Source organism: Arthrobacter sp. P4_H3, assembly GCF_056400885.1.
This window is the reverse complement of the sequence record NZ_JBFUKK010000001.1, coordinates 657284-677112: the sequence shown is the minus strand read 5'-3', so window position 1 is coordinate 677112 and position 19829 is coordinate 657284. Positions and strand designations below refer to the sequence as shown.

Below are 19829 nucleotides of genomic sequence, written 5' to 3'. Positions count from 1 at the left end.
ACCCTCGATCCGTTGCCCTGCCGGCGTGAAGCTGAAGGTGCCTGCTAAGGCACCATCATTCGAGACAGGACACCAAGATGACCGACAACATCACTGTCCGGGGCTTCGTCGCCTCGGAGATCAGGAGTTCCACCACGCCAGGGGGAGTCGCCACCGCATCGTTTCGGCTCGGTTCCACAGACCGGCGGTATGACCGCGCATCGAGCACGTGGGTCGATGGCAATACCAACTGGTTCACCGTGCAGGGCTACCGACAGCTGGCCGGCAACATGGGGTGCAGCATCAAGAAGGGCCAGCGCGTCATTATCGTGGGCCGGCTCAAGATGCGGAGCTGGGAGAAGGACGGCCGGATCTACCATGCTGCCGAGATCGACGCCGAGTCCGTCGGGCATGACCTCATGTGGGGCTCCGCCAATTTCATCCGTACGGCCGGGAACACCGCCCAGACCGGCGCGGGGCAGGGGCAGCCCGGCCCTGCGTCCGGGTCTCAGGACGGCACCGTGCCCGACTCGGAAGACCCTGAAGGCGCCGGGGATCGCGGGGAGGACGACGAAAACGGGGACCCGGCTGCCGGAGGGATCTATCAGGACGAAAACGGCGACGTCCTGCAGCTCGATTCGGAGACCGGAGAACTTACCGGGGCCGCCGCCTGAACATGTCCCGCTGATGCCCCGAGTGCGGCACCGTTCCCCTGCGGTGCCGCATGGCAGAATGGCAAGGTGATCCGAGCAGAGACACCCCGGAGCCAGTCCGGAATCCGCCAGTCCGACAACCAACAACCCCAAAACCGCCAGTCCGGAAAGCAGCCCGGAACACCTCAGGCCGGAAACCTGCGACGCCTAAGCACAGCGTCAGTGGCGCTCATCGCGGCGTCGGTGCTTGTGGCGGGACTCGCCGGCTGCACGGGAGCGGATTCGGTCCATTCGGTCCCGTCAGCCCCGCCGTCGCAGGCTGCGGCTGCTGCCGTGGAAACGCCGTCCGCGGAGCCTTCATCGTCAGCAGTTGCCGGGGCTGCTGCATCGACGGCCGCGGACCAGCCCCAACTGGACGCTGCCACCGCGCGGCTGAGTGAAACCATGGGTAATGCCCTCCGCGGAGTAGTTGCCAGCAATCCGAAACCCGGCCAGGAACAGCTGACAGCGGCCCTGACCGGCGCCGGAATACCGGCAGGTTCGTTGCAGGTATCGGCCAGCCGCACGCCCACCGGCCTGGAAGTTGATGCCATCGAAGCTGCTGCGCTGCAGGGGGAGGACTGCGTGATCGGCCAGATCCGCGATGGAAGCGTTGTGGTCACGGTCCTGCCGGTTTTGGCGACGGGAAAGTGCTTCGTCGGCGGCTGAGCCGCAATCAGGCCGCCGCGTTTCCTGGCTCAGCCGTGGCCGGACTGTCCGTTCTGAACGATGCCGAACGGCCCGAATGCCGTCCGCGAATGTGAGTTAACCCCGCCGACCCACTAGATTTGGAACCATGGCGGAATTTATCTACACAATGACCAAGGCCCGCAAGGCCGTTGGCGAAAAACTCATTCTTGACGACGTAAGCATGTCCTTCTTCCCTGGCGCCAAAATTGGTGTTGTTGGCCCGAACGGCGCCGGTAAGTCCACCATCCTGAAGATCATGGCCGGTTTGGACACGCCCTCAAACGGTGAGGCCCGGCTCAGCCCCGGATACACCGTGGGCATCCTGTTGCAGGAGCCGCCGCTGAACGAGGAAAAAACCGTCCTGGGCAACGTCCAGGAAGGCGTGGGCGAGATCTACGGCAAGATCCAGCGCTTCAACGAGATCTCAGAGGAAATGGCCAGCCCCGACGCTGACTACGACACCCTGCTCGAAGAAATGGGCCAGCTCCAGGAAGCCATCGACACTGCGGACGCCTGGGACCTCGACTCCCAGCTGGAGCAGGCCATGGACGCCCTCCGCTGCCCGCCTGCGGACGCTGACGTGACCCTTCTCTCCGGTGGTGAGCGCCGCCGCGTGGCGCTCTGCAAACTCCTGCTGCAAAAGCCGGACCTCCTGCTGCTCGACGAGCCCACCAACCACCTTGACGCCGAGAGCGTGCTCTGGCTGGAACAGCACCTCTCCAACTACGCCGGCGCAGTCCTGGCCGTCACCCACGACCGTTATTTCCTTGACCACGTCGCGGAATGGATCGCCGAGGTTGACCGCGGGCACCTGTACCCGTACGAAGGCAACTACTCCACGTACCTGGAGAAGAAGCGCGCCCGCCTCGAGGTCCAGGGCAAGAAGGACGCCAAGCAGGCCAAGCGCCTCACCGAGGAACTCGAGTGGGTCCGCTCCAATGCCAAGGGACGCCAGACCAAGTCCAAGGCCCGTTTGGCCCGCTACGAGGAAATGGCCGCAGAAGCGGACCGTACCCGCAAGCTCGACTTCGAAGAGATCCAGATCCCGCCGGGACCCCGCCTCGGCGGCCTGGTGCTGGAGGCCAAGAACCTGCAGAAGGGGTTCGAGGACCGGACCCTCATCGACGGGCTGTCGTTCACGCTGCCCCGTAACGGCATCGTCGGCGTCATCGGCCCCAACGGTGTCGGCAAGACCACCCTGTTCAAGACCATTGTGGGCCTGGAGCCGCTCGACGGCGGCGACCTGAAGATCGGCGATTCGGTCAAGATCTCCTACGCGGACCAGAGCCGCGGCGGCATCGACCCCAACAAGACCCTCTGGGAAGTCGTCTCGGACGGCCTGGACTACATCCAGGTGGGCCACGTTGAAATGCCGTCCCGTGCCTACGTCGCGGCATTCGGATTCAAGGGACCGGACCAGCAGAAGAAGGCCGGTGTCCTCTCCGGTGGTGAGCGCAACCGCCTGAACCTTGCCCTGACCCTCAAGCAGGGCGGCAACTTGCTGCTCCTTGACGAACCGACCAACGACCTGGACGTCGAGACGCTCAGCAGCCTCGAAAACGCGCTGCTGGAATTCCCCGGCTGCGCCGTTGTGGTATCACACGACCGCTGGTTCCTTGACCGGGTGGCCACCCACATCCTGGCCTACGAAGGTGACGAGGAAAACCCGTCGAAGTGGTACTGGTTCGAAGGAAACTTCGAGTCGTACGAAGAGAACAAGGTGGAGCGCCTCGGCCCCGATGCGGCCAAGCCGCACCGCGTGACGCACCGCCGCCTGACCCGCGACTAGGCTCCCAAGCCACCCGGGTCATGCAAAGGCCGGTTTCCCCGAAGGGGAAACCGGCCTTTTTCCATATGACTTGAGGCGGTGGTCCGCCGTGCGCCGGCAGCTCGGACCTAGTCCTTCCCGCCTTTGCGCATCTGGTGCTGGAGGACCTTCGTCTGGAAGGCGCCCACCACTTTGTTCTTCAGGTCGGTCGGCACCCGGACCATGCCCTCCTGGGCCACGGACGCGACGTGCTGGCCGTCCCGGCTGAAGATCTTGCCGGTGGCAAGGCCACGGGCACCCTGGGCGCTCGGCGATTCCTGAACGTACAGCAGCCATTCATCAACGCGCACGGGGCGGTGCCACCACATGGCGTGGTCGAGGCTTGCCACGCTCATGCCCGGAGTGATCCAGCTGAGTCCGTGTTTGCGCAGGATGGATTCGAGCAGCGTGTAGTCGCTGGCGTAGGCAAGGGCTGCCCGGTGCGTGTTGGCGTCGTCCGGCATCGGCCCGAAGGTCTTCATCCAGACGGCATTGCGGGCTTCCCGCTCACCCTTGGCCGAAACGTACAGCGGCGGGTCCACATGGCGGATATCGAAGGGACGTTCGTAGGCCCAGTGCCGTGCCACGGGGTGGTCGAACTTGCCCAGGAGGTCCGCCGTGCTGGGCAGCGACTCGGGGTCGGGGATGCCCTCGGGCATGGAGGTCTGGTGGTCGACGCCCTCATCCTCCTCCTGGAAGGAGGCAATCATCGACAGGATGGGCATGCCGTCCTGGTACGCGTGGACGCGGCGGGCCGAGAAGGAACGGCCGTCGCGCAACCGCTGGACGCCGAACGTGATGGGCTTGTTGGCGTCGCCCGGGCGCAGGAAGTACCCGTGCATCGAATGAACACTGCGGGCCGGATCAACGGTCCGGTTTGCCGCGATGAGCGATTGCGCCAGGACCTGTCCGCCGAAGACGCGCTGCCGCGGCTGGCGCTGGGAAGGTCCCATGAAGATGTCCTCGTCGGTCCGGGCGCCTTCAAGCTCGCCGAGGTCCAGGAGTTCAATGAGCGAGGAGGTGGGGTCCTGTGTCGGTGGTCCCGGCAGTCCGGCATCGGCTTCAGTCATGGTTCGACTTTAGACGTCCCCCCGGCACCGTCCCAAAGAGGCGCAGCCGGTAGAGTCGATATTGTGTCTGACGTCCTAACCCAGCCCCTGCAGTTCACCGATCCCCGCGACCTCGCAGATCTGCGCACCTTTGCCACCCGCGCAAGGTCGATCGACGACGGCGCCATCCGCCTCCAGGCCACCGGCCCGGTGCTTGCCGCTTACGTGTGCGTGCTGCGGCCCAGGCTGTTGGGCGAGGCGACGCCGACGATCCTCGGACTGCGGACCATGGCTCTGGCCCGACCGTCGGATACCGACGTCACCGTTCCGATCGCGGCGGTACTGGACCGCCTCGCCCGGGCAGGGGAGAACGACGTCGAGCTGCCGCTGCCGCCGGTGACCGTTACCGAGTCGTGGGCCGGCGTCGGCGCGCCGCGCGCGGGGTGGGAGTCAATCGCCACGCTGCCGGACGCCACGCTGCGGCAGGCCGCCGAGGCCGGAATCACCGAGATCGCCGCCATCATTCCGGACAAACCCGGTGCCCTGATCGTCAACAACGCCCGTGCCACCGTCTGGGGAAGGGAACTGCCGGGTGCCGCCGGGCTGCCGCTGGGGGCCGCGTTCGCGGCCCTGACGCTCGGTTTTCTGGCCGACGGCGAACAGCAGCTCTACCGCGCGGGGCGCTGGTTCCGGCTCAGCGGGTCCCGCGGACACGTTCTCGCCCGCACCGGATCGGGGCTTTAAGACCCTCGTGAGCGTCTGAACGGGCCTGCCATACTGGGGCGCATGAGCGTCATGTCGGTGTTGGTTCCCCCGGTCGAGCGGCACCTTGGCTTTAACGATGCGCTGCATCCGGACCGCATGTGGATCCGAGCGCTTCGTTTCGCGGTCGGCGTCTTTGTGCTTATAGCCCTTGTCCGGAAGACGTATGACGCGACGCTCCCGGGCAATGACGTGGACGTCGCCCAGCTCTACTCGGAATTCACGGTCCAGTCGAACCTGGTCCTTGGACTCGTGCTCGTCGCATCAGCCGCACTTCCACGGACCCGGCTTCCGGAATGGTGGGACCGCCTCTTCGGTGCGTTGGCGCTGTACCTGGTGATGACAGGCCTCATCTATGTGGTCCTCGTGGCCCCGCCCGGCGAGCCGTGGTGGAGCCTGGACATGTACTGGCCACAGCTGGCGCATCACCGCGTGGCTCCGCTGTTCGCCGCGCTTGACTGGCTCCTCGTGACGAGGACGGTGCGCGGCACCTGGATCCGTCCGCTCATGTGGCTCGGATACCCTGCCGCTTTCCTCGTCTTCTCGTGGGTGCGCGGAGCCATCGACGGCTGGTATGTCTACGACTTCCTTGATCCGACGCTCGACGGCGGCTGGCCGGCCGCGCTGGCGACGACGGCGCAGGTGCTCGTCGCGTTCTTTGTCGTGGCGGTCCTCCTGCACGTGGCCGGCAATGCCCGCGCAGCGCTGGCGGTCCGGCACGGGCGGCCCTGATCACCGGACCCTTCCGCGCCGGGACCTGTGCCGCCGGCGCGTCCACACCGGGCGGTGGACCGCGCTCAGGCGTCCGAGGGGCTGTTGATCATGGACAGTGCAGCGCGTTCCATATAATCCCACAGCGCGCCCTCGTAGAGCGGCGGCAGTTCCAGAGCGTCTACTGCCGTGCGCATGTGGTGCAGCCACCGGTCCTTGGCTTCGGGGGTAACGCGGAACGGCATGTGGCGCATGCGTAGCCGGGGGTGTCCGCGTTCTTCGCCGTAGGTGGTGGGGCCTCCCCAGTACTGCTCGAGGAACATCAGGAAGCGCCTCTTGGCCGGTTCGAGGTCCTCTTCCGGGTACATCGGCCGGAGCAGCGGGTCCGTGGCCACGCCGTCGTAAAAGACATCGATTAGCTTCACGAAAGTCTCGTGGCCGCCCACGGCGTCGTAGAAGTTGTCCGTGTAGCCGGGCTGGGTGAAGGGATCGTTCTGCATCAGCATCTTCGGTTGGCTCTGGTCAGGGGTTGGCGTGCTCATGGTTACTCTCCGGCCTTCTGCTGGGGTGCTGTATCAGGGTTGGGTACGTCCGCGGGCTCGTCCGCCGGGGCCACGTAGTTGCCCTGGGATCGGTTGCCCACCCGCAGGATCTCACCGTTCCGCAGGTACCAGATGGCGCCGTCCTCCGACCGGACACGGGTGATACGGAGGCCCATGGACTCCACTGTTCCCACCACTTCGCTGGTCTCAATGACATCGCCGATGCCGTACTGGTCCTCGATCGTGATGAAGATGCCGGCCAGGAAGTCGCGGATGAGCTGCTGCGCGCCAAAGCCGATGGCGACACCCAGGATACCGACGCTGGTCAGCAGCGGGGCAATGTCCACATCCAGGTTCTTGAGGACGTACATGATAGTGATGACGGCGATGAGGACGCTGGCCACGCTGTTCAGCAGTGAGCCGATGGTCTTCGCCCGCTGGACGCGGCGCTCGTGGTCCAGGGCGCGCAGGGCCGGGGCAACCCACCGGAAATGCGGCTTCTTGAAGAATGTGGTGCCGGCGGCAACGCTCTTGGTGATTCCGACAATCACGAAGGTGGCCACGAGCCACACTCCAACGCCAACCCCGATGCTGATCACAATTCCGGCGGCGTTGATTCCGGAGACGTCCGGGACGGCTGGTGGCGTGATCGACAACATGCTGTACATCGGCAGGGGCACTCCTTATTGCTGACCGGCGTTCGCCGGAGATGGCCCGGCGTTCGCCGGGCGCATAACACTCTGTCCACCTTCAACACTAGCGCCGTAGCGTGGCCACATGCGCATCCTGATCCTGGGCGGCACCGCCTTCCTGTCCGCCGAAATTGCCCGGCAGGCGGTTACCGCCGGCCACGCCGTGACCTGCCTTGCGCGCGGCCTGGCGGCCGCTCCGCCGGAAGGGACGGCCTGGCTGCAGGCCGACCGTGCCCAGGGAAAGCAGGCGTATGAAAAGGCCGCCGGGGACTGGGACGCCGTCATTGACGTGGCCCGTGATCCGGAGCAGGCAAGGGACGCGTTGGAATTCCTGGCCCCGGCGGCCGCGCACTGGACAACGGTCTCCAGTTGCTCCGTGTACGCGGACCACTCACTGCCCGGCGCGGACGAGAGCGCAGGGCTGCTGCCAGCCCTTGCGCCGGGCATCGCCTTTGCGCCGGAGAACTACGGCGAGGCAAAGTCGGCCATCGAGCATCACGCCACCGCCTTGGCCGGCGCGAAGGCCCACCTTTGCCGGGCCGGACTGATCGGCGGCCCCGGGGACGGTACGGACCGCTACGGCTACTGGCCGGCCCGTTTTTCCCGCGACTCGGGACCGGTCCTCGTTCCGGACATCGGCGGCAGTGCCACCCAGATCATTGACGTCCGCGACCTCGCGGCCTGGATCCTGGAAGCGGCAGGACTGAGGATTACCGGCACCCTGAACGCGGTCGGAAGCGTCGTACCGTTTGAGGACTACGTGGACGAAGCAAAACGCCTCGCAGGCTATGGAGGCCGGACGCTCACGGTGCCGGAAGACTGGCTGGTTGCCCGGGGGATTGCCTATTGGGCAGGCAAAGACTCGCTGCCCCTGTGGCTCCCGCCGGGACATGACGGTTTTGCTTCACGCTCCAACGATGCCGCCGTCGCGGCCGGCCTCACCTTGCGGCCCTGGCAGGAAACCCTGCGGGACACGCTCTACGACGAACGCCGCCGCGGCCTGGACAGGGAACGGAAGGCCGGGCTCAGCGCCGAAACGGAGAAGCGGCTCCTGGACGAATTCCAGGCATCCGGTACGTCCTGAGGGACGGCGGTACCGCCGGTCAATAGCAGCGGTCAGGCTCCCCCGCCAACCGTGGTGGGTGCGTGCAGCACGGGAAAGTTGACGCTGCGGGCAATGAAGCAGACCTTGTTTGCCTCTTCATGCAGCTGTTCCATGAGCGCGTCGTCCTCAGCTGCCGCAACGGTCACCTGCGGCCGGAGCGTGACGGACTCAAACTGGCCGCTGCCGTCGCGGTTGGTCCGCATCAGCCCTTCGGCGCGGTCCTCGTAGGCCGTCACCACCACGCCATGCTTCACGGCCACGTGGAGGAACGAAAGCATGTGGCACTGCGACAGCGCGGTCAGGAGCAGCTGTTCGGGGTTGTACCGGCTCTTGTCCCCGTGGAACGTGGGATCCGCGGATCCCTGGAGGGTAGGAAGTCCGGGGATAACGATGTCGTGGGCCCGGGAGTACCCGCGGTACGTCGACGTTCCGTCTCCACGGTTCCCGGTCCACCGGACAGTCACGGTGTAACGGTGCTCATCAAGGTTCATGCCGCAAGTCTAGTGACGGCAAACGCCGGAACCCCGGAACCCCGGAGCTGCAGCGGGCAGCTCCGGGGTTCCGGTTCGTCGCGGCAAACGCCGGTGGCTACCCGACGTCGGCCTGGCGGGCCCGCAGTGCGCGGGCCACGCCGTCGCGGTTTTCCAGCATCATGCGCCGCAGGGCGGCGCTGTCTTCGGGCAGGGCGGCCAGGAACTCGTCCGTCCGGTCCACAGTGGCCTGGGTGGTCTGCTGCGACGGGTAAAGCCCGACGACGATCTGCTGGGCGAGCGCGTGGGTGCGGTTGGCAACGATGCCGGGAACGGCGTCGAAGTACTTCTCCGTGTACGGCGCCAGCAGCGCCGGATCCAGCACACGCGTGAAACCCGCCACTGCCGAGGCCTGCAGGGCGTTGGAGAATTCGCCCTTGACCACGATGGACTCCCAGGCCGCAGCCTTTGCCTCCGCTGTGGGAATGGCCGCCGTGGCCAGGGCTGCCGCATTCTGGCCGTTGGCCGTGTTGTCCCGCTCGAGTTCGGCGTCGATCCGGTCCTGGCCGTGCCGTCCGCCGGCCACCAGCGAGGCGAGCAGCTCCCACCGCAGGTCCTGGTCGACAGTGAGTCCGTCCAGCACGGCGGAGCCCTCCAGCAGCGCCGATACCGTATCCAGTTGGCTGTCGCTGCGGGCCAGCAGGGCGTACGACTTCACGAACTGGAGCTGCGCGTCCGAGCCCGCCGGAACCGCCCCTGCCAGGTCCCAGAGTGTGTCCGCTGCGGCCACCGACGTCTTTTCCCGGTGCTCCTCGGCAACGTAATAGGTGAGGGTGGTGGCCAGTTGGCGGAGCTGGACCAGGATCACGGAGGAATCGGATTCGGAGGCGATGTTGGCCAGGATCAGTTCGACGTAGCCGCGGGCCGGTGATTCCCCGTCACGGGCGGCGTCCCAGGCCGACCCCCAGACGAGGGTGCGCGGCAGGCTCTCGCGGAAGTCCTTCAGGTGGGCCGTGGCAGTGGCCAGGGACTTCGCGTCGAGGCGGACCTTGGCGTAGGCGAGGTCGTCATCGTTGAGCAGGACCAGGTCCGGCTGCTGCAGGCCGGCCAGGGCGGGCACCTCGGTGCGTTCGCCGTCGACGTCCAGTTCTTCGCGGTACACCCGGACCAGCTGGCCGTCGGTGACGTTGTAGAAGCCGACGGCGAGGCGGTGCGGCCGGATGGTGGGCTGCTCGGCGACCGCTGACTGCACGATGGCGAAGGAGGTGATCACGCCGGTGGAATCCACCGCGACGTCAGGCGTCAGCGTGTTGACCCCGGCAGTTTCCAGCCACAGCTGCCCCCACCGGTCAAGGTCGCGGCCGCTGGCCTTTTCCAGTTCCACCATGAGGTCGCTGAGCTCGGTGTTCTTCCAGGCGTGCTTGCTGAAGTACTCGCGGACCCCGGACATGAACTGCTCCGGCCCCACCCACGCCACCAGCTGGCGCAGCACCGAGGCGCCCTTGGCATACGTGATGCCGTCGAAATTCACCTCGACGTCCTGCAGGTCGTTGATCTCGGCGAAGATGGGGTGCGTGGTGGGCAGCTGGTCCTGGCGGTACGCCCACGACTTTTCTACCGAAGCGAACGTGGTCCAGGCGTGGTCAAACTCGGTGTTCTCCACCGCAGCCAGGTGGGACATGTACTCGGCGAACGATTCGTTGAGCCACAGGTCATTCCACCAGCGCATCGTCACGAGATCGCCGAACCACATGTGCGCGAGTTCGTGCAGCACGGTGATGGCCCGGCGTTCGATCTGCGCGCCCGTGACCTTGCCGCGGAACACATAGCCTTCCAGGATGGTGACCGCGCCCGCGTTCTCCATCGCCCCGGCATTGAACTCCGGGACAAAGAGCTGGTCGTACTTCTCGAACGGGTACGGGCACCCGAACTGTGCCTCGAAGAACTCGAACCCCTGGCGGGTGAGTTCGAAGATGTTGTCCGCATCGAGGTACTGCATGAGCGACTTCCGCGCGAACACTCCCAACGGAACAACCCGTCCGTCGGCGCATTTCACCTCACTGCGCACGGACTGGTACGGGCCGGCGATCAGCGCTGTCACATATGAGGACAGCGGGGGAGTGGGGGCAAACTCCCAGACGGAACGGGCACCGCCGCGCTCACCGGGAATGGTCTCGATGGGCACAGGCGTGGGGGAGTTGGACACCACGTCCCAGTGCGACGGTGCAGTGACGGTGAACGTAAAGCTCGCCTTGAGGTCGGGCTGCTCGAACACGGCGAACATCCGGCGTGAGTCGGGAACCTCGAACTGCGTGTACAGGTAGACCTCACTGTCCACCGGGTCCACGAACCGGTGCAGACCTTCGCCGGTGTTCATGTACGGTGCCTCGGCCACCACCAGCAGGTTGTTCTCTGCGGCGAGGTCCGGGAGTTGGATGCGGATGCCGTCGGACACCTCCGCGGGATCCAGCTCGATGCCGTTGAGCATTACGCTGTGGACCTTGTGGGTTACCGCATCGATAAAGGTGGAGGAGCCGGGGCGCGCGCTGAATTTCACGGCGGTGGTGGATCCGAAGACTTTGTCGCCCCGGGTCAGGTCCAGGCTGACGTCGTAGGACTCAACGGAGATGAGGTCGGCGCGCTCACGGGCTTCGGCGCGCGTCAGGTTCATACCTGGCAAGGTGGGGCCTCCAGAAAGGGTTGCGGTTGCCGGCCGGCAACAGTCATTGCCGGCACTGTGAAGTTATTCTTTCACTTCGTTGCCCGTTAGCAAGTTAGGTGAATCACACGGCGCCGGCGCGGAGTAGCGTTGGGGGTATGGGAAAGATCAGGGATTCGGTGGACGCCAAGGCACTGCGGTTCGCGGTGGGGTTCCCTGTGCTGCTGGCCGCCGGGTTCGTCGTGTGCGCCCTCTTGCTCGGACCGGACGTCCCGGACCCCATGGCTGTGCGCTGGTCCGACGCCGGGCCGGCAGGTTTTGCGCCGTTTTCTTCCTTTGTGACGTTCGGCGGCCTGATCATCGCGGCGGTGGGCTGGCTCTCCCTGTGGCAAGCCGTGCCCCTGAGCCGGCCGGCTGTGATGCGGCGCATCATGATGGGCGCAGGCCTGGGCATCAGCCTCTTTGTCACCACGGCACTGGCTGCCGTGCTGGTGGGCCAGGCGGGCATCGCAGACGTCCGCGAGGCACGGGTCGACATGTCGGTGCTCGCCCTCGGGAGCGGGGCCGCCTTGGCGCTCGCCGTCATCATCGGGTTTGTCTTCAAGGCCGACGAACAGTGGTCGGTGGACGACGACCGTGCCCTGCAGGAGGCACTGGAACGCGAACTCGACCCGGAACTGGCGACGGATTCCGTACGGCTGTGGGTCCATGCCCGCAGTTCGGTGTTCGTGATGCTGGGCGTCGCGTCGCTCTTCCCGGCGGCCCTGGTCTCCATCGCCGTCCCCTGGCTGGGTGCCCTGCTGGTGGTGCTGGCGGTGCTGGCAGCGGCTTTCCTCTTCGCCCGGGTCATCGTCGACCGGAGCGGGCTGCGCGTCTTCGTCGCAGGATTCGTCCGGGTGATGGAGGTTCCGGCCGCGGCCATTGCCTCGGCTGCACCCGCGGACGTCCGTGCCGCGGACTACGGCGGCTGGGGCTACCGGCACCACGGCGGAACCACGGCCATCCTCGTCAGCAGCGGCCCCGCCGTCGTCGTCAACCGTGCGGACGGCAAGAAGGTAGCCGTCAGCGGCGGCAGCACCGCCTCCGCCGAACGGGTGGCCGCAGTCCTGTCGCGGGTGGCTGCCCGGGCGCGCGGGGAGAAGCGCCCGCCCCAGCCCTGACGTCCGCAGAGTGTTCATGGCGGGCACCCACCGCCTGCGTCCTAGTACGCTTGGACCCGACCCCCGAAGCAGCCCGGAAGCCTACCGGTGCTAACGACTGAACGGACACTGCCGTGACCACCTCTTCCGACTTTCCGCGCGTCCACATCGCCACCGACCACGCCGGGATGGAGCTCAGCGCCCACCTGGTAGCCCACCTCACAGCGAAGGGCTACGACGTGGTGGACCACGGGCCCAAGGCTTACGACGCCCTGGACGACTACCCGTCCTTCTGCATCAACGCAGCGCTCGCCGTCGTGGCCGACCAGGCTGCCGGAGTGCACGCCCTGGGCATCGTGCTCGGCGGCTCCGGCAACGGCGAGCAGATCGCCGCCAACAAGGTCAAGGGCGTCCGTGCGGCGCTCGCCTGGAACCTGTCCACGGCCACACTTGCCCGCGAGCACAATGACGCCAACGTCGTTGCCGTCGGCGGCCGCCAGCACAGCGTCGACGAGGCAACTGAAATCATCGAGGCATTCCTGCAGGAACCGTTCAGCAACGATGAACGCCATGTCCGCCGCATTGGCAAGATCGCGGCCTACGAGAACACCGGCGAGGTTATCGCCTAGTGCCGGAAGGGCATTCGGTCCACCGGCTGGCCCGCCAGTTTTCGGACGTATTTTCCGGCCAGCGCCTCGCCGTCTCCAGTCCGCAGGGGCGGTTCGCTGACGGCGCGGCGCTGCTGAACGACCGCACCCTGGTTGCCTCCGTGGCCCACGGCAAGCACCTGTTTTTGCATTTCGACCACGGGCTCGTCCTGCACGTGCACCTGGGTCTCTATGGCGCCTGGGACTTCGGCGGTGACGCCACGTTCCGCGGCGCGTCCAGCATCGGCGCGCCCCGGAAGGTGGGGGAGCGGGAAGTGTTCGACGACGGCGTGGCTGCCGACGCTGCTTTTGCATCCGCCGGCGGCAGTTCCGGGTACGACGGCCCTCCCGCGCCGGTCGGTGCCGTCCGTGTCCGGCTGGCCGGCGCGCACGGCTGGGCGGACCTCCGGGGTGCCACTACGTGCCACGCCATCACCGAGGCGGAAGCCGACGCGGTCCTGGCCCGGCTGGGTCCGGACCCGCTGCGGAACCTTTCCGGGGACAAGGAAGGCTTCATTGCCGGCGTGCGGGCGCGCAGGACGCCCCTCGCTGCGCTGCTGATGGACCAGAAGGTGATCGCCGGCGTCGGGAACGTCTACCGGGCCGAACTCCTCTTCCGCCAGGGCCTTGATCCCTGGCTGCCCGGCCGCTCGCTGGACGGGGAGGCGGCAGGAGGACTGTGGGAGGACGCGGTCGCAATGATGTCCGACGGCGTCCGCCACGGCAGGATCATCACCACGCCGCCGACCTACTGGACGGATCCCGCCGCCGGACTGCCGGCCCCGGACGAGTCGCATTTCGTATACCGGCGGCACGGCCTCGACTGCCGCAACTGCGGAGCCGCTGTGGCACTGACGGACCTTGCTGCGCGCAAGCTCTATTGGTGCCCCGTGTGCCAGCAGGTGACGTAAGGTCCGGAAACCCGGCAAAGGTGCCCGGACAGCAGGAAAGCCCCTCCGGAGAGGGGCTTTCCTGGTGTCCTGCTTGTGTCCTTGCGGGACTGTCCTGGAGGGGACGACGGGAATCGAACCCGCGTAATCAGTTTGGAAGACTGAGGCTTTACCATTAAGCTACGTCCCCGTGGGAATGCTTCTGGCCGCTGCTGTTGATCTCAGCTGCTGATGCATTACTTCCGGTCGGCTGCTCGAGCCGGATATAACTAAACCTAATTCAGGGCCCCAGTGTCAAATGTGCATATCCGGCCGTTATCACCGTAGACTGTTCTGTGCACTTACGGGGTGTAGCTCAGCTTGGCTAGAGCGCCTGCTTTGGGAGCAGGAAGTCGCAGGTTCAAATCCTGTCACCCCGACTCTGCAGCTTGTCAGATCATTGCGTTTGCAGAAACCCATCCCACAAAAACCAGGAGTACTTAGACTGTGAAGAGCGCTGTCGAGAACCTCACCCCCACGCGGGTCAAGCTCAATGTTGAGGTCCCCTTTGAGGAATTGAAGCCCAGCATCGAAGAGGCATACAAGACTGTTGCTTCGCAGATCCAGGTACCTGGCTTCCGCAAGGGCAAGGTCCCCGCAAAGCTGATCGACCAGCGCGTTGGCCGCGGCTACGTGCTGGAGACGGCCATCAACGAAGGCCTCAACGGCTGGTACCAGGAAGCTGTCCAGGAGACTGGAATCCGCCCGCTGAGCCGTCCCGAGGTTGAAATCACCGAGGTTCCGGACCCCTCCGCGACCGACGGTGAACTCAAGTTCCACGCTGAAGTCGACATCCGTCCCGAGATCGAGCTGCCGGACTACGCCGGCATCAAGGTTGAGGTTGCCGCCGCCGAGTCCTCCGAAGCAGACGTTGACAAGGCACTCGACGAACTCCGCGGCCGCTTCGGCACGCTGAAGTCCGTGGAGCGTCCGGCCGCCGACGGCGACTTCCTGACGATCGACATCACCGCCTCGATCGACGGCGCCGAAGTTGACTCCGCCTCAGGCCTGTCCTACCAGGTTGGCGCCGGCACCATGCTCGAAGGCCTCGACGAAGCCGTCACCGGCCTCAGCGCCGACGAGGACGCCATCTTCGAAACCACCCTCGTAGGCGGCGACCACGCCGGCGAAGGTGCCCAGGTCAAGGTAGTGGTCAAGTCCGTCAAGGAACGCGAGCTTCCCGAGGCTGACGACGACTTCGCCCAGCTGGCATCCGAGTTCGACACGCTGACCGAACTCCGTGCGGACCTCGCCAAGCAAGCTTCCGAGTCCAAGGTTGTCGAGCAGGGTGTCGAGGCACGTGACAAGGTCCTGGACAAGCTCGTTGAGCTCGTTGAGGTTCCTGTTCCCGCCTCGGTGGTCGAAGAGCAGCTGGAGCAGCACTTCAAGGCTGAGAACTCCCACGGTGAAGGCGAACACGACACGGAGGAGCACCGCGCCGAGGTCAAGGCCAACACCGAGCGCGCCTTCCAGAACGAGATCATCCTTGACGCCATCGCGGACAAGGAAGAGGTCGGTGTCAGCCAGAGCGAGCTGATCGACTACATCGTGACCACGGCCAGCCAGTACGGCATGGACCCGAACCAGTTCGCCCAGATCATCGATCAGTCCGGCCAGGTTCCCATGATGGTTTCCGAGGTCCGCCGCCGCAAGGCCCTGGCCGTGGTGCTGGGCCAGGCCGAGGTTACCGATTCCGAGGGCAACAAGGTTGACCTGAGCGACTTCGTCCGCCCCGGCGGCGAAGAAGCCACTGCCGCTGAGGCTGAAGAGGCTCCCGCCGTTGACAGCGAAGCTGCCGCCGAGGAAACCGCCCCCAGCGACGACCCCGCAGCAGTGAAGTTCTAGCACGCGTTGCACGGAAGCCCCCGGATCCCTGATCCGGGGGCTTCCCCGTTTAACCCCGGAACGGCGGCTTAACTCCGGAACGGCGGCGGGGCTGCGGCAATCGTGCGCCGTCAGCGAACAGCGCGATCCGCGAGAACAAAACGGCCGCGAAACCGGTTAGTGTCCAAGTAGTGATTTTCAGTGACGTCGTACCGTGACGTCACCGTCGCCAGCGAGAGGTAAGTACATATGTCACAGCAAGCAGGGGCACCCCGGATGGCAACTGTCGATCCGGCAGCCCAGGACAACTACATCTACAACCGCCTGCTGAAAGAGCGCATCATCTGGCTTGGCTCCGAGGTTCGCGATGAGAACGCCAACGCGATCTGCTCGCAGTTGCTGCTGCTGTCAGCGGAGAACCCCGAAAAGGACATCTACCTTTACATCAACTCGCCCGGCGGCTCCGTTACCGCCGGCATGGCCATCTACGACACCATGCAGTTCATCCCGAACGACGTCGTAACGGTCGCCACCGGTCTTGCGGCGTCGATGGGGCAGTTCCTGCTTTCCTCGGGCACCAAGGGCAAGCGCTACGCCACCCCGAACGCCCGCATCCTGATGCACCAGCCGTCCGGCGGCATCGGCGGCACGGCCTCTGACATCAAGATCCAGGCCGAACTCATCCTGCACATGAAGAAGGTCATGGCGGAACTCACCGCCGACCAGACCGGGCAGACGGTCGAGACCATCCTCAAGGACAACGACCGTGACAAGTGGTTTACGGCCCCCGAAGCCCTCGAGTACGGCTTCTTCGACAAGATCGCCGCGCACGCGGGATCTGTAGCCGGCGGCGGCGGAACACAAAACGCCAGCGGCTCGGAATAGTAACCGGCAAAGACAGAAATGATTCCAGGAGAAATGAACATGAACTACAATTTCGGATCGTCTGCCGGGAACCTGCCCACCAGCCGTTATGTGCTGCCGCAGTTCGAGGAGCGCACCCCCTACGGCTTCAAGCGCCAGGACCCGTACACCAAGCTCTTCGAGGACCGGATCATCTTCCTCGGCGTCCAGGTGGACGACGCCTCCGCTGACGACGTTATGGCCCAGCTGCTGGTGCTTGAGTCCACGGACCCGGACCGCGACATCACGCTGTACATCAACTCCCCGGGCGGCTCCTTCACCGCCATGACGGCCATCTACGACACCATGCAGTACATCCGCCCCGAGATCCAGACCGTGTGCCTGGGCCAGGCGGCAAGTGCCGCAGCCGTCCTGCTCGCGGCCGGTACGCCGGGCAAGCGGCTGGCACTGCCCAACGCACGCGTGCTCATCCACCAGCCGGCCCTGTCCGGCGGCCAGGGCGGCCAGGCGTCGGACCTCGAGATCCAGGCAGCGGAAGTCATGCGCATGCGCGCCTGGCTCGAAGACACGCTGGCCAAGCACTCGGGCAGGACGTCCGAACAGGTCAACAACGACATCGAGCGCGACAAGATCCTGACAGCCGCCGAGGCCCAGTCCTACGGCCTGATCGACCAGGTCCTTGATTCCCGCAAGATCAAGCCGCAGGCGATCAGCAGGTAGCAGCACGACACGCGGAGCCGGTGCGGTTCATGGAAAATGGACCGCACCGGCTTTCGTTTTCAACGCGTAAGGTTCCACCCCTCAGGCCGAATGTGACCTAGAGTGGAACATGTCACGGCCGGACCTTCCGGACCCACCGTGATTCCAGCAACCGGTGCAGTGCTGCGGTGGCAGCAAGATACTAAGGGGTTCACATATGGCTCGGATTGGCGAGAGCACGGATCTGCTGAAGTGCTCTTTCTGCGGAAAGAGCCAAAAGCAGGTGCGAAAGCTCATTGCCGGGCCCGGCGTCTACATCTGCGACGAGTGCATTGAGCTCTGCAACGAGATCATCGAAGAGGAGCTCGCGGAAGTCGCGGACCTCGGCAGCTTCGAACTTCCCAAGCCGCGGGAGATCTTCGACTTCCTGCAGGAATACGTCATCGGCCAGGAGCCGGCCAAGCGCTCCCTCGCCGTGGCGGTGTACAACCACTACAAGCGGATCCAGGCCGGCCACGCCCCCAAGAGCGGCAGCCTCGCCGAAGGCGTCCATCACGACGACGTCGAGATCGCCAAGTCGAACATCCTCCTGATCGGCCCCACCGGTTGCGGCAAGACCTATCTCGCCCAGACCCTGGCAAGGCGCCTTAACGTCCCGTTCGCCGTCGCGGACGCCACGGCACTGACCGAGGCCGGGTACGTTGGCGAGGACGTCGAAAACATTCTCCTGAAGCTCATCCAGGCCGCTGACTACGACGTCAAGAAGGCCGAACAGGGCATCATCTACATTGACGAGATCGACAAGATTTCCCGGAAGAGTGAGAACCCGTCCATCACCCGGGATGTCTCCGGTGAAGGCGTCCAGCAGGCATTGCTGAAGATCCTGGAAGGCACGGTGGCCTCGGTTCCCCCGCAGGGCGGCCGGAAGCATCCGCACCAGGAGTTCATCCAGATCGACACCACCAACGTGCTGTTCATCGTTGCAGGAGCCTTCGCCGGGCTCGAGGACATCATTGGCTCCCGGTCCGGCCGCAAGGGCATCGGCTTCGGCGCCCCGCTCAACGAGGTCAAGAACAACTCCGACTCGTACGGCGAGGTCATGCCGGAGGACCTGCTGAAGTTCGGGCTTATCCCGGAATTCATCGGCAGGCTTCCCGTCATCACCACGGTCTCGAACCTGGACCGGCCCGCCCTGATCCAGATTCTGTCCACACCGAAGAACGCTCTGGTGAAGCAATACCAGAAGATGTTCCAGCTCGATGGCGTTGAGCTGCTGTTCGACGAGGCAGCGCTGGACATGATCGCCGACCAGGCACTGGAGCGCGGCACCGGCGCGCGCGGACTCCGCGCCATCATGGAGGAAGTGCTCCTGCCGGTGATGTTCGACCTCCCCAGCCGGGACGACATCGCCAGTGTCGTCATCACTGCCGACGTGGTGGCGAAGAAGGCCCAGCCCACCATGATTGCCCACGATGTGGTGGCGAAGCGTCGGAATAAATCCGCTTAGTTCTTCGCTCTTGGTAGATGTGCGCCTGATGCGCGCCTTGCCCTGATGACTTTACGAGGAGATTTCCGTGCCTGAAACCACCGCGAGCAAAGCCGACTTCTGGTTCGACCCCCTGTGCCCCTTCGCCTGGATCACGTCCCGCTGGGTGGGCGAAGTGGAGGAAGTCCGCGACATCGACACCGAATGGCACGTGATGAGCCTTGCCGTCCTGAATGAGGGACGCGAGCTGGACCCGGGCTACCGCGAAGCGATGGATAAGGCCTGGGGGCCGGTCCGCGTTATCATCGCCGCCCGCGAGCAGCACGGCGACCACGTCATCAAGCCCCTGTATGACGCCATGGGCAGCCTGATCCACGACGCCGGCGAAAAGGACTTCGGCGTTGTGATCAGCAAAGCCCTGGCGGAGTGCGGGCTTCCGGCCGCGCTGGCAGCCGAGGCGTCCTCGGACGCCTTCGACAAGCAGCTTCGCGCCAGCCACGAAGAGGGCATCTCCCTCGTGGGACAGGACGTGGGAACCCCGGTGGTGGCCTTCAACGGCACTGCGTTCTTTGGTCCGGTGCTGACCCGCATTCCCCGGGGCGAGCAAGCCGGCCGCCTGTGGGACGCCGCGGTGACCCTGGCCGCATACCCGCACTTCTTCGAGATCAAGCGCAGCCGCACCGAGCGGCCTGAATTCAACTGACGGCATCCCCTGGACGGCCCCTCGGGCCCGGGAGAATTACTGCCATGTAGTTCTTCCGGGACTATTGCGGTTCGCCGTGGGTGGGACAACAATAGTTCTTACCCACTTCGAAAGAAGAGGGACACGGAAACCAAAGATTCAGTGACACGCATCTGACGCAGCCTTCGGCAAAGTCAGAAGCTGGCTACCAGTGACGAGGTAGGAAGACCTGAACTTCCGAGGATTCCGCCAGGTTGTCATAGACGTCACGAGACAATCGAAAAGTCGAAGCCCCACCAACGGCAATACGCTGATGGGGCTTCCCCTTTGCCCAAAAACAGGGGGGGGGGGGGGAGCTCCCAAGCCGGGGCGCAGCCAAAACAGAAGCCCCACCAGCAGGA

Annotated in this window: 19 protein-coding genes and 2 tRNA genes; 15 read left to right on the top strand and 6 right to left on the bottom strand. The window is 65.3% G+C overall.

Going from position 1 to position 19829, the window contains the following annotated elements; translation table 11 throughout:
- Window positions 1–77: 77 nt before the first annotated feature.
- From AC1DRE_RS03110 to ettA, 3 genes are all read left to right on the top strand, one after another.
- Window positions 78–653, top strand: a complete 576-nt coding sequence (locus AC1DRE_RS03110) for a single-stranded DNA-binding protein (RefSeq protein WP_476983277.1) — start codon at window positions 78–80, stop codon at window positions 651–653.
- A gap of 66 nt (window positions 654–719) precedes the next feature.
- A complete protein-coding gene (locus AC1DRE_RS03105; protein ID WP_476983276.1) occupies window positions 720–1340 on the top strand; it encodes a DUF6993 domain-containing protein in 621 nt (206 codons plus the stop codon).
- A 127-nt stretch (window positions 1341–1467) separates the two neighbouring features.
- Window positions 1468–3150 (top strand): energy-dependent translational throttle protein EttA, encoded by a 1683-nt coding sequence (gene ettA / locus AC1DRE_RS03100; RefSeq protein ID WP_104173133.1) that lies wholly within the window; start codon window positions 1468–1470, stop codon window positions 3148–3150.
- Between the two features lie 107 nt (window positions 3151–3257).
- Here the strand turns inward: ettA and AC1DRE_RS03095 are convergent, their stop codons facing one another.
- Window positions 3258–4238 (bottom strand): acyl-CoA thioesterase, encoded by a 981-nt coding sequence (locus AC1DRE_RS03095; RefSeq protein WP_476983275.1) that lies wholly within the window; start codon window positions 4236–4238, stop codon window positions 3258–3260.
- Between the two features lie 63 nt (window positions 4239–4301).
- Here AC1DRE_RS03095 and AC1DRE_RS03090 point away from each other — a divergent pair, with 63 nt between their 5' ends.
- Window positions 4302–4961, top strand: a complete 660-nt coding sequence (locus AC1DRE_RS03090; RefSeq protein ID WP_476983274.1) for a DUF8185 domain-containing protein — start codon at window positions 4302–4304, stop codon at window positions 4959–4961.
- Between the two features lie 42 nt (window positions 4962–5003).
- The gene (locus tag AC1DRE_RS03085) at window positions 5004–5711 is read left to right on the top strand and encodes a Pr6Pr family membrane protein (protein ID WP_476983273.1); all 708 of its coding nucleotides are present in this window, start codon (window positions 5004–5006) and stop codon (window positions 5709–5711) included.
- A gap of 65 nt (window positions 5712–5776) precedes the next feature.
- On the opposite strand, the gene AC1DRE_RS03080 is transcribed toward AC1DRE_RS03085, so the two are convergent.
- Both AC1DRE_RS03080 and AC1DRE_RS03075 read right to left on the bottom strand, forming a co-directional pair.
- On the bottom strand, window positions 5777–6232 hold the full coding sequence (locus AC1DRE_RS03080; protein WP_476983272.1) for a globin: 456 nt from the start codon (window positions 6230–6232) through the stop codon (window positions 5777–5779).
- Window positions 6233–6234: 2 nt separating this feature from the next.
- Window positions 6235–6900, bottom strand: coding sequence for a mechanosensitive ion channel family protein (locus AC1DRE_RS03075; protein ID WP_476983271.1), 666 nt, complete (start codon window positions 6898–6900; stop codon window positions 6235–6237).
- 109 nt (window positions 6901–7009) lie between these two features.
- Between AC1DRE_RS03075 and AC1DRE_RS03070 the strand changes: the two genes are divergently transcribed.
- Window positions 7010–8008, top strand: a complete 999-nt coding sequence (locus tag AC1DRE_RS03070) for a Rossmann-fold NAD(P)-binding domain-containing protein (protein ID WP_476983270.1) — start codon at window positions 7010–7012, stop codon at window positions 8006–8008.
- Window positions 8009–8040: 32 nt separating this feature from the next.
- Here the strand turns inward: AC1DRE_RS03070 and AC1DRE_RS03065 are convergent, their stop codons facing one another.
- Window positions 8041–8520: an OsmC family protein gene (locus tag AC1DRE_RS03065; RefSeq protein ID WP_476983269.1), complete on the bottom strand. Its 480-nt coding sequence runs from the start codon at window positions 8518–8520 to the stop codon at window positions 8041–8043.
- Between the two features lie 97 nt (window positions 8521–8617).
- Window positions 8618–11170 carry an aminopeptidase N gene (gene pepN, locus AC1DRE_RS03060; protein ID WP_476983268.1) on the bottom strand — a complete coding sequence of 851 codons (2553 nt, stop codon included), beginning with the start codon at window positions 11168–11170 and terminating at the stop codon, window positions 8618–8620.
- A 146-nt stretch (window positions 11171–11316) separates the two neighbouring features.
- Between pepN and AC1DRE_RS03055 the strand changes: the two genes are divergently transcribed.
- The 3 genes from AC1DRE_RS03055 (at window position 11317) to AC1DRE_RS03045 (ending at window position 13855) form a co-directional block, all read left to right on the top strand.
- The gene (locus AC1DRE_RS03055; RefSeq protein WP_476983267.1) at window positions 11317–12318 is read left to right on the top strand and encodes a hypothetical protein; all 1002 of its coding nucleotides are present in this window, start codon (window positions 11317–11319) and stop codon (window positions 12316–12318) included.
- A gap of 113 nt (window positions 12319–12431) precedes the next feature.
- Complete coding sequence (locus tag AC1DRE_RS03050) at window positions 12432–12926, top strand: ribose-5-phosphate isomerase (RefSeq protein ID WP_104173124.1); 495 nt, start codon at window positions 12432–12434, stop codon at window positions 12924–12926.
- Window positions 12926–13855 carry an Fpg/Nei family DNA glycosylase gene (locus tag AC1DRE_RS03045; RefSeq protein ID WP_476983266.1) on the top strand — a complete coding sequence of 310 codons (930 nt, stop codon included), beginning with the start codon at window positions 12926–12928 and terminating at the stop codon, window positions 13853–13855. Before AC1DRE_RS03050 ends, AC1DRE_RS03045 begins: the two co-directional genes overlap by 1 nt.
- A gap of 95 nt (window positions 13856–13950) precedes the next feature.
- On the opposite strand, the gene AC1DRE_RS03040 is transcribed toward AC1DRE_RS03045, so the two are convergent.
- Window positions 13951–14024, bottom strand: a tRNA-Gly gene (locus tag AC1DRE_RS03040).
- Between the two features lie 154 nt (window positions 14025–14178).
- Here AC1DRE_RS03040 and AC1DRE_RS03035 point away from each other — a divergent pair.
- The 6 genes from AC1DRE_RS03035 to AC1DRE_RS03010 all read left to right on the top strand — a co-directional run bounded on the left by AC1DRE_RS03035 (window position 14179) and on the right by AC1DRE_RS03010 (window position 19449).
- Window positions 14179–14253 (top strand) — tRNA-Pro (locus tag AC1DRE_RS03035).
- 67 nt (window positions 14254–14320) lie between these two features.
- Entirely contained in the window at window positions 14321–15718 is a 1398-nt protein-coding gene (gene tig, locus AC1DRE_RS03030; protein WP_476983265.1) for a trigger factor, read from the top strand.
- Between the two features lie 255 nt (window positions 15719–15973).
- Window positions 15974–16582, top strand: coding sequence for an ATP-dependent Clp protease proteolytic subunit (locus AC1DRE_RS03025; RefSeq protein ID WP_476983336.1), 609 nt, complete (start codon window positions 15974–15976; stop codon window positions 16580–16582).
- A gap of 39 nt (window positions 16583–16621) precedes the next feature.
- A complete protein-coding gene (locus AC1DRE_RS03020) occupies window positions 16622–17281 on the top strand; it encodes an ATP-dependent Clp protease proteolytic subunit (protein ID WP_214955434.1) in 660 nt (219 codons plus the stop codon).
- A gap of 196 nt (window positions 17282–17477) precedes the next feature.
- Window positions 17478–18767, top strand: a complete 1290-nt coding sequence (gene clpX / locus AC1DRE_RS03015) for an ATP-dependent Clp protease ATP-binding subunit ClpX (RefSeq protein WP_104173120.1) — start codon at window positions 17478–17480, stop codon at window positions 18765–18767.
- 67 nt (window positions 18768–18834) lie between these two features.
- On the top strand, window positions 18835–19449 hold the full coding sequence (locus AC1DRE_RS03010) for a mycothiol-dependent nitroreductase Rv2466c family protein (protein WP_476983264.1): 615 nt from the start codon (window positions 18835–18837) through the stop codon (window positions 19447–19449).
- Window positions 19450–19829 lie beyond the last annotated feature (380 nt).

Bases quoted from the DNA above. Each gene is read 5' to 3' on its own strand.
- AC1DRE_RS03110 (WP_476983277.1), top strand. From the start codon at position 78: ATGACCGACAACATCACTGTCCGGGGCTTCGTCGCCTCGGAGATCAGG.
- ettA (WP_104173133.1), top strand. From the start codon at position 1,468: ATGGCGGAATTTATCTACACAATGACCAAGGCCCGCAAGGCCGTTGGC.
- AC1DRE_RS03095 (WP_476983275.1), bottom strand. From the start codon at position 4,238: ATGACTGAAGCCGATGCCGGACTGCCGGGACCACCGACACAGGACCCC.
- AC1DRE_RS03085 (WP_476983273.1), top strand. From the start codon at position 5,004: ATGAGCGTCATGTCGGTGTTGGTTCCCCCGGTCGAGCGGCACCTTGGC.
- AC1DRE_RS03080 (WP_476983272.1), bottom strand. From the start codon at position 6,232: ATGAGCACGCCAACCCCTGACCAGAGCCAACCGAAGATGCTGATGCAG.
- AC1DRE_RS03075 (WP_476983271.1), bottom strand. From the start codon at position 6,900: ATGTACAGCATGTTGTCGATCACGCCACCAGCCGTCCCGGACGTCTCC.
- AC1DRE_RS03070 (WP_476983270.1), top strand. From the start codon at position 7,010: ATGCGCATCCTGATCCTGGGCGGCACCGCCTTCCTGTCCGCCGAAATT.
- AC1DRE_RS03065 (WP_476983269.1), bottom strand. From the start codon at position 8,520: ATGAACCTTGATGAGCACCGTTACACCGTGACTGTCCGGTGGACCGGG.
- pepN (WP_476983268.1), bottom strand. From the start codon at position 11,170: ATGAACCTGACGCGCGCCGAAGCCCGTGAGCGCGCCGACCTCATCTCC.
- AC1DRE_RS03055 (WP_476983267.1), top strand. From the start codon at position 11,317: ATGGGAAAGATCAGGGATTCGGTGGACGCCAAGGCACTGCGGTTCGCG.
- AC1DRE_RS03025 (WP_476983336.1), top strand. From the start codon at position 15,974: ATGGCAACTGTCGATCCGGCAGCCCAGGACAACTACATCTACAACCGC.
- AC1DRE_RS03020 (WP_214955434.1), top strand. From the start codon at position 16,622: ATGAACTACAATTTCGGATCGTCTGCCGGGAACCTGCCCACCAGCCGT.
- clpX (WP_104173120.1), top strand. From the start codon at position 17,478: ATGGCTCGGATTGGCGAGAGCACGGATCTGCTGAAGTGCTCTTTCTGC.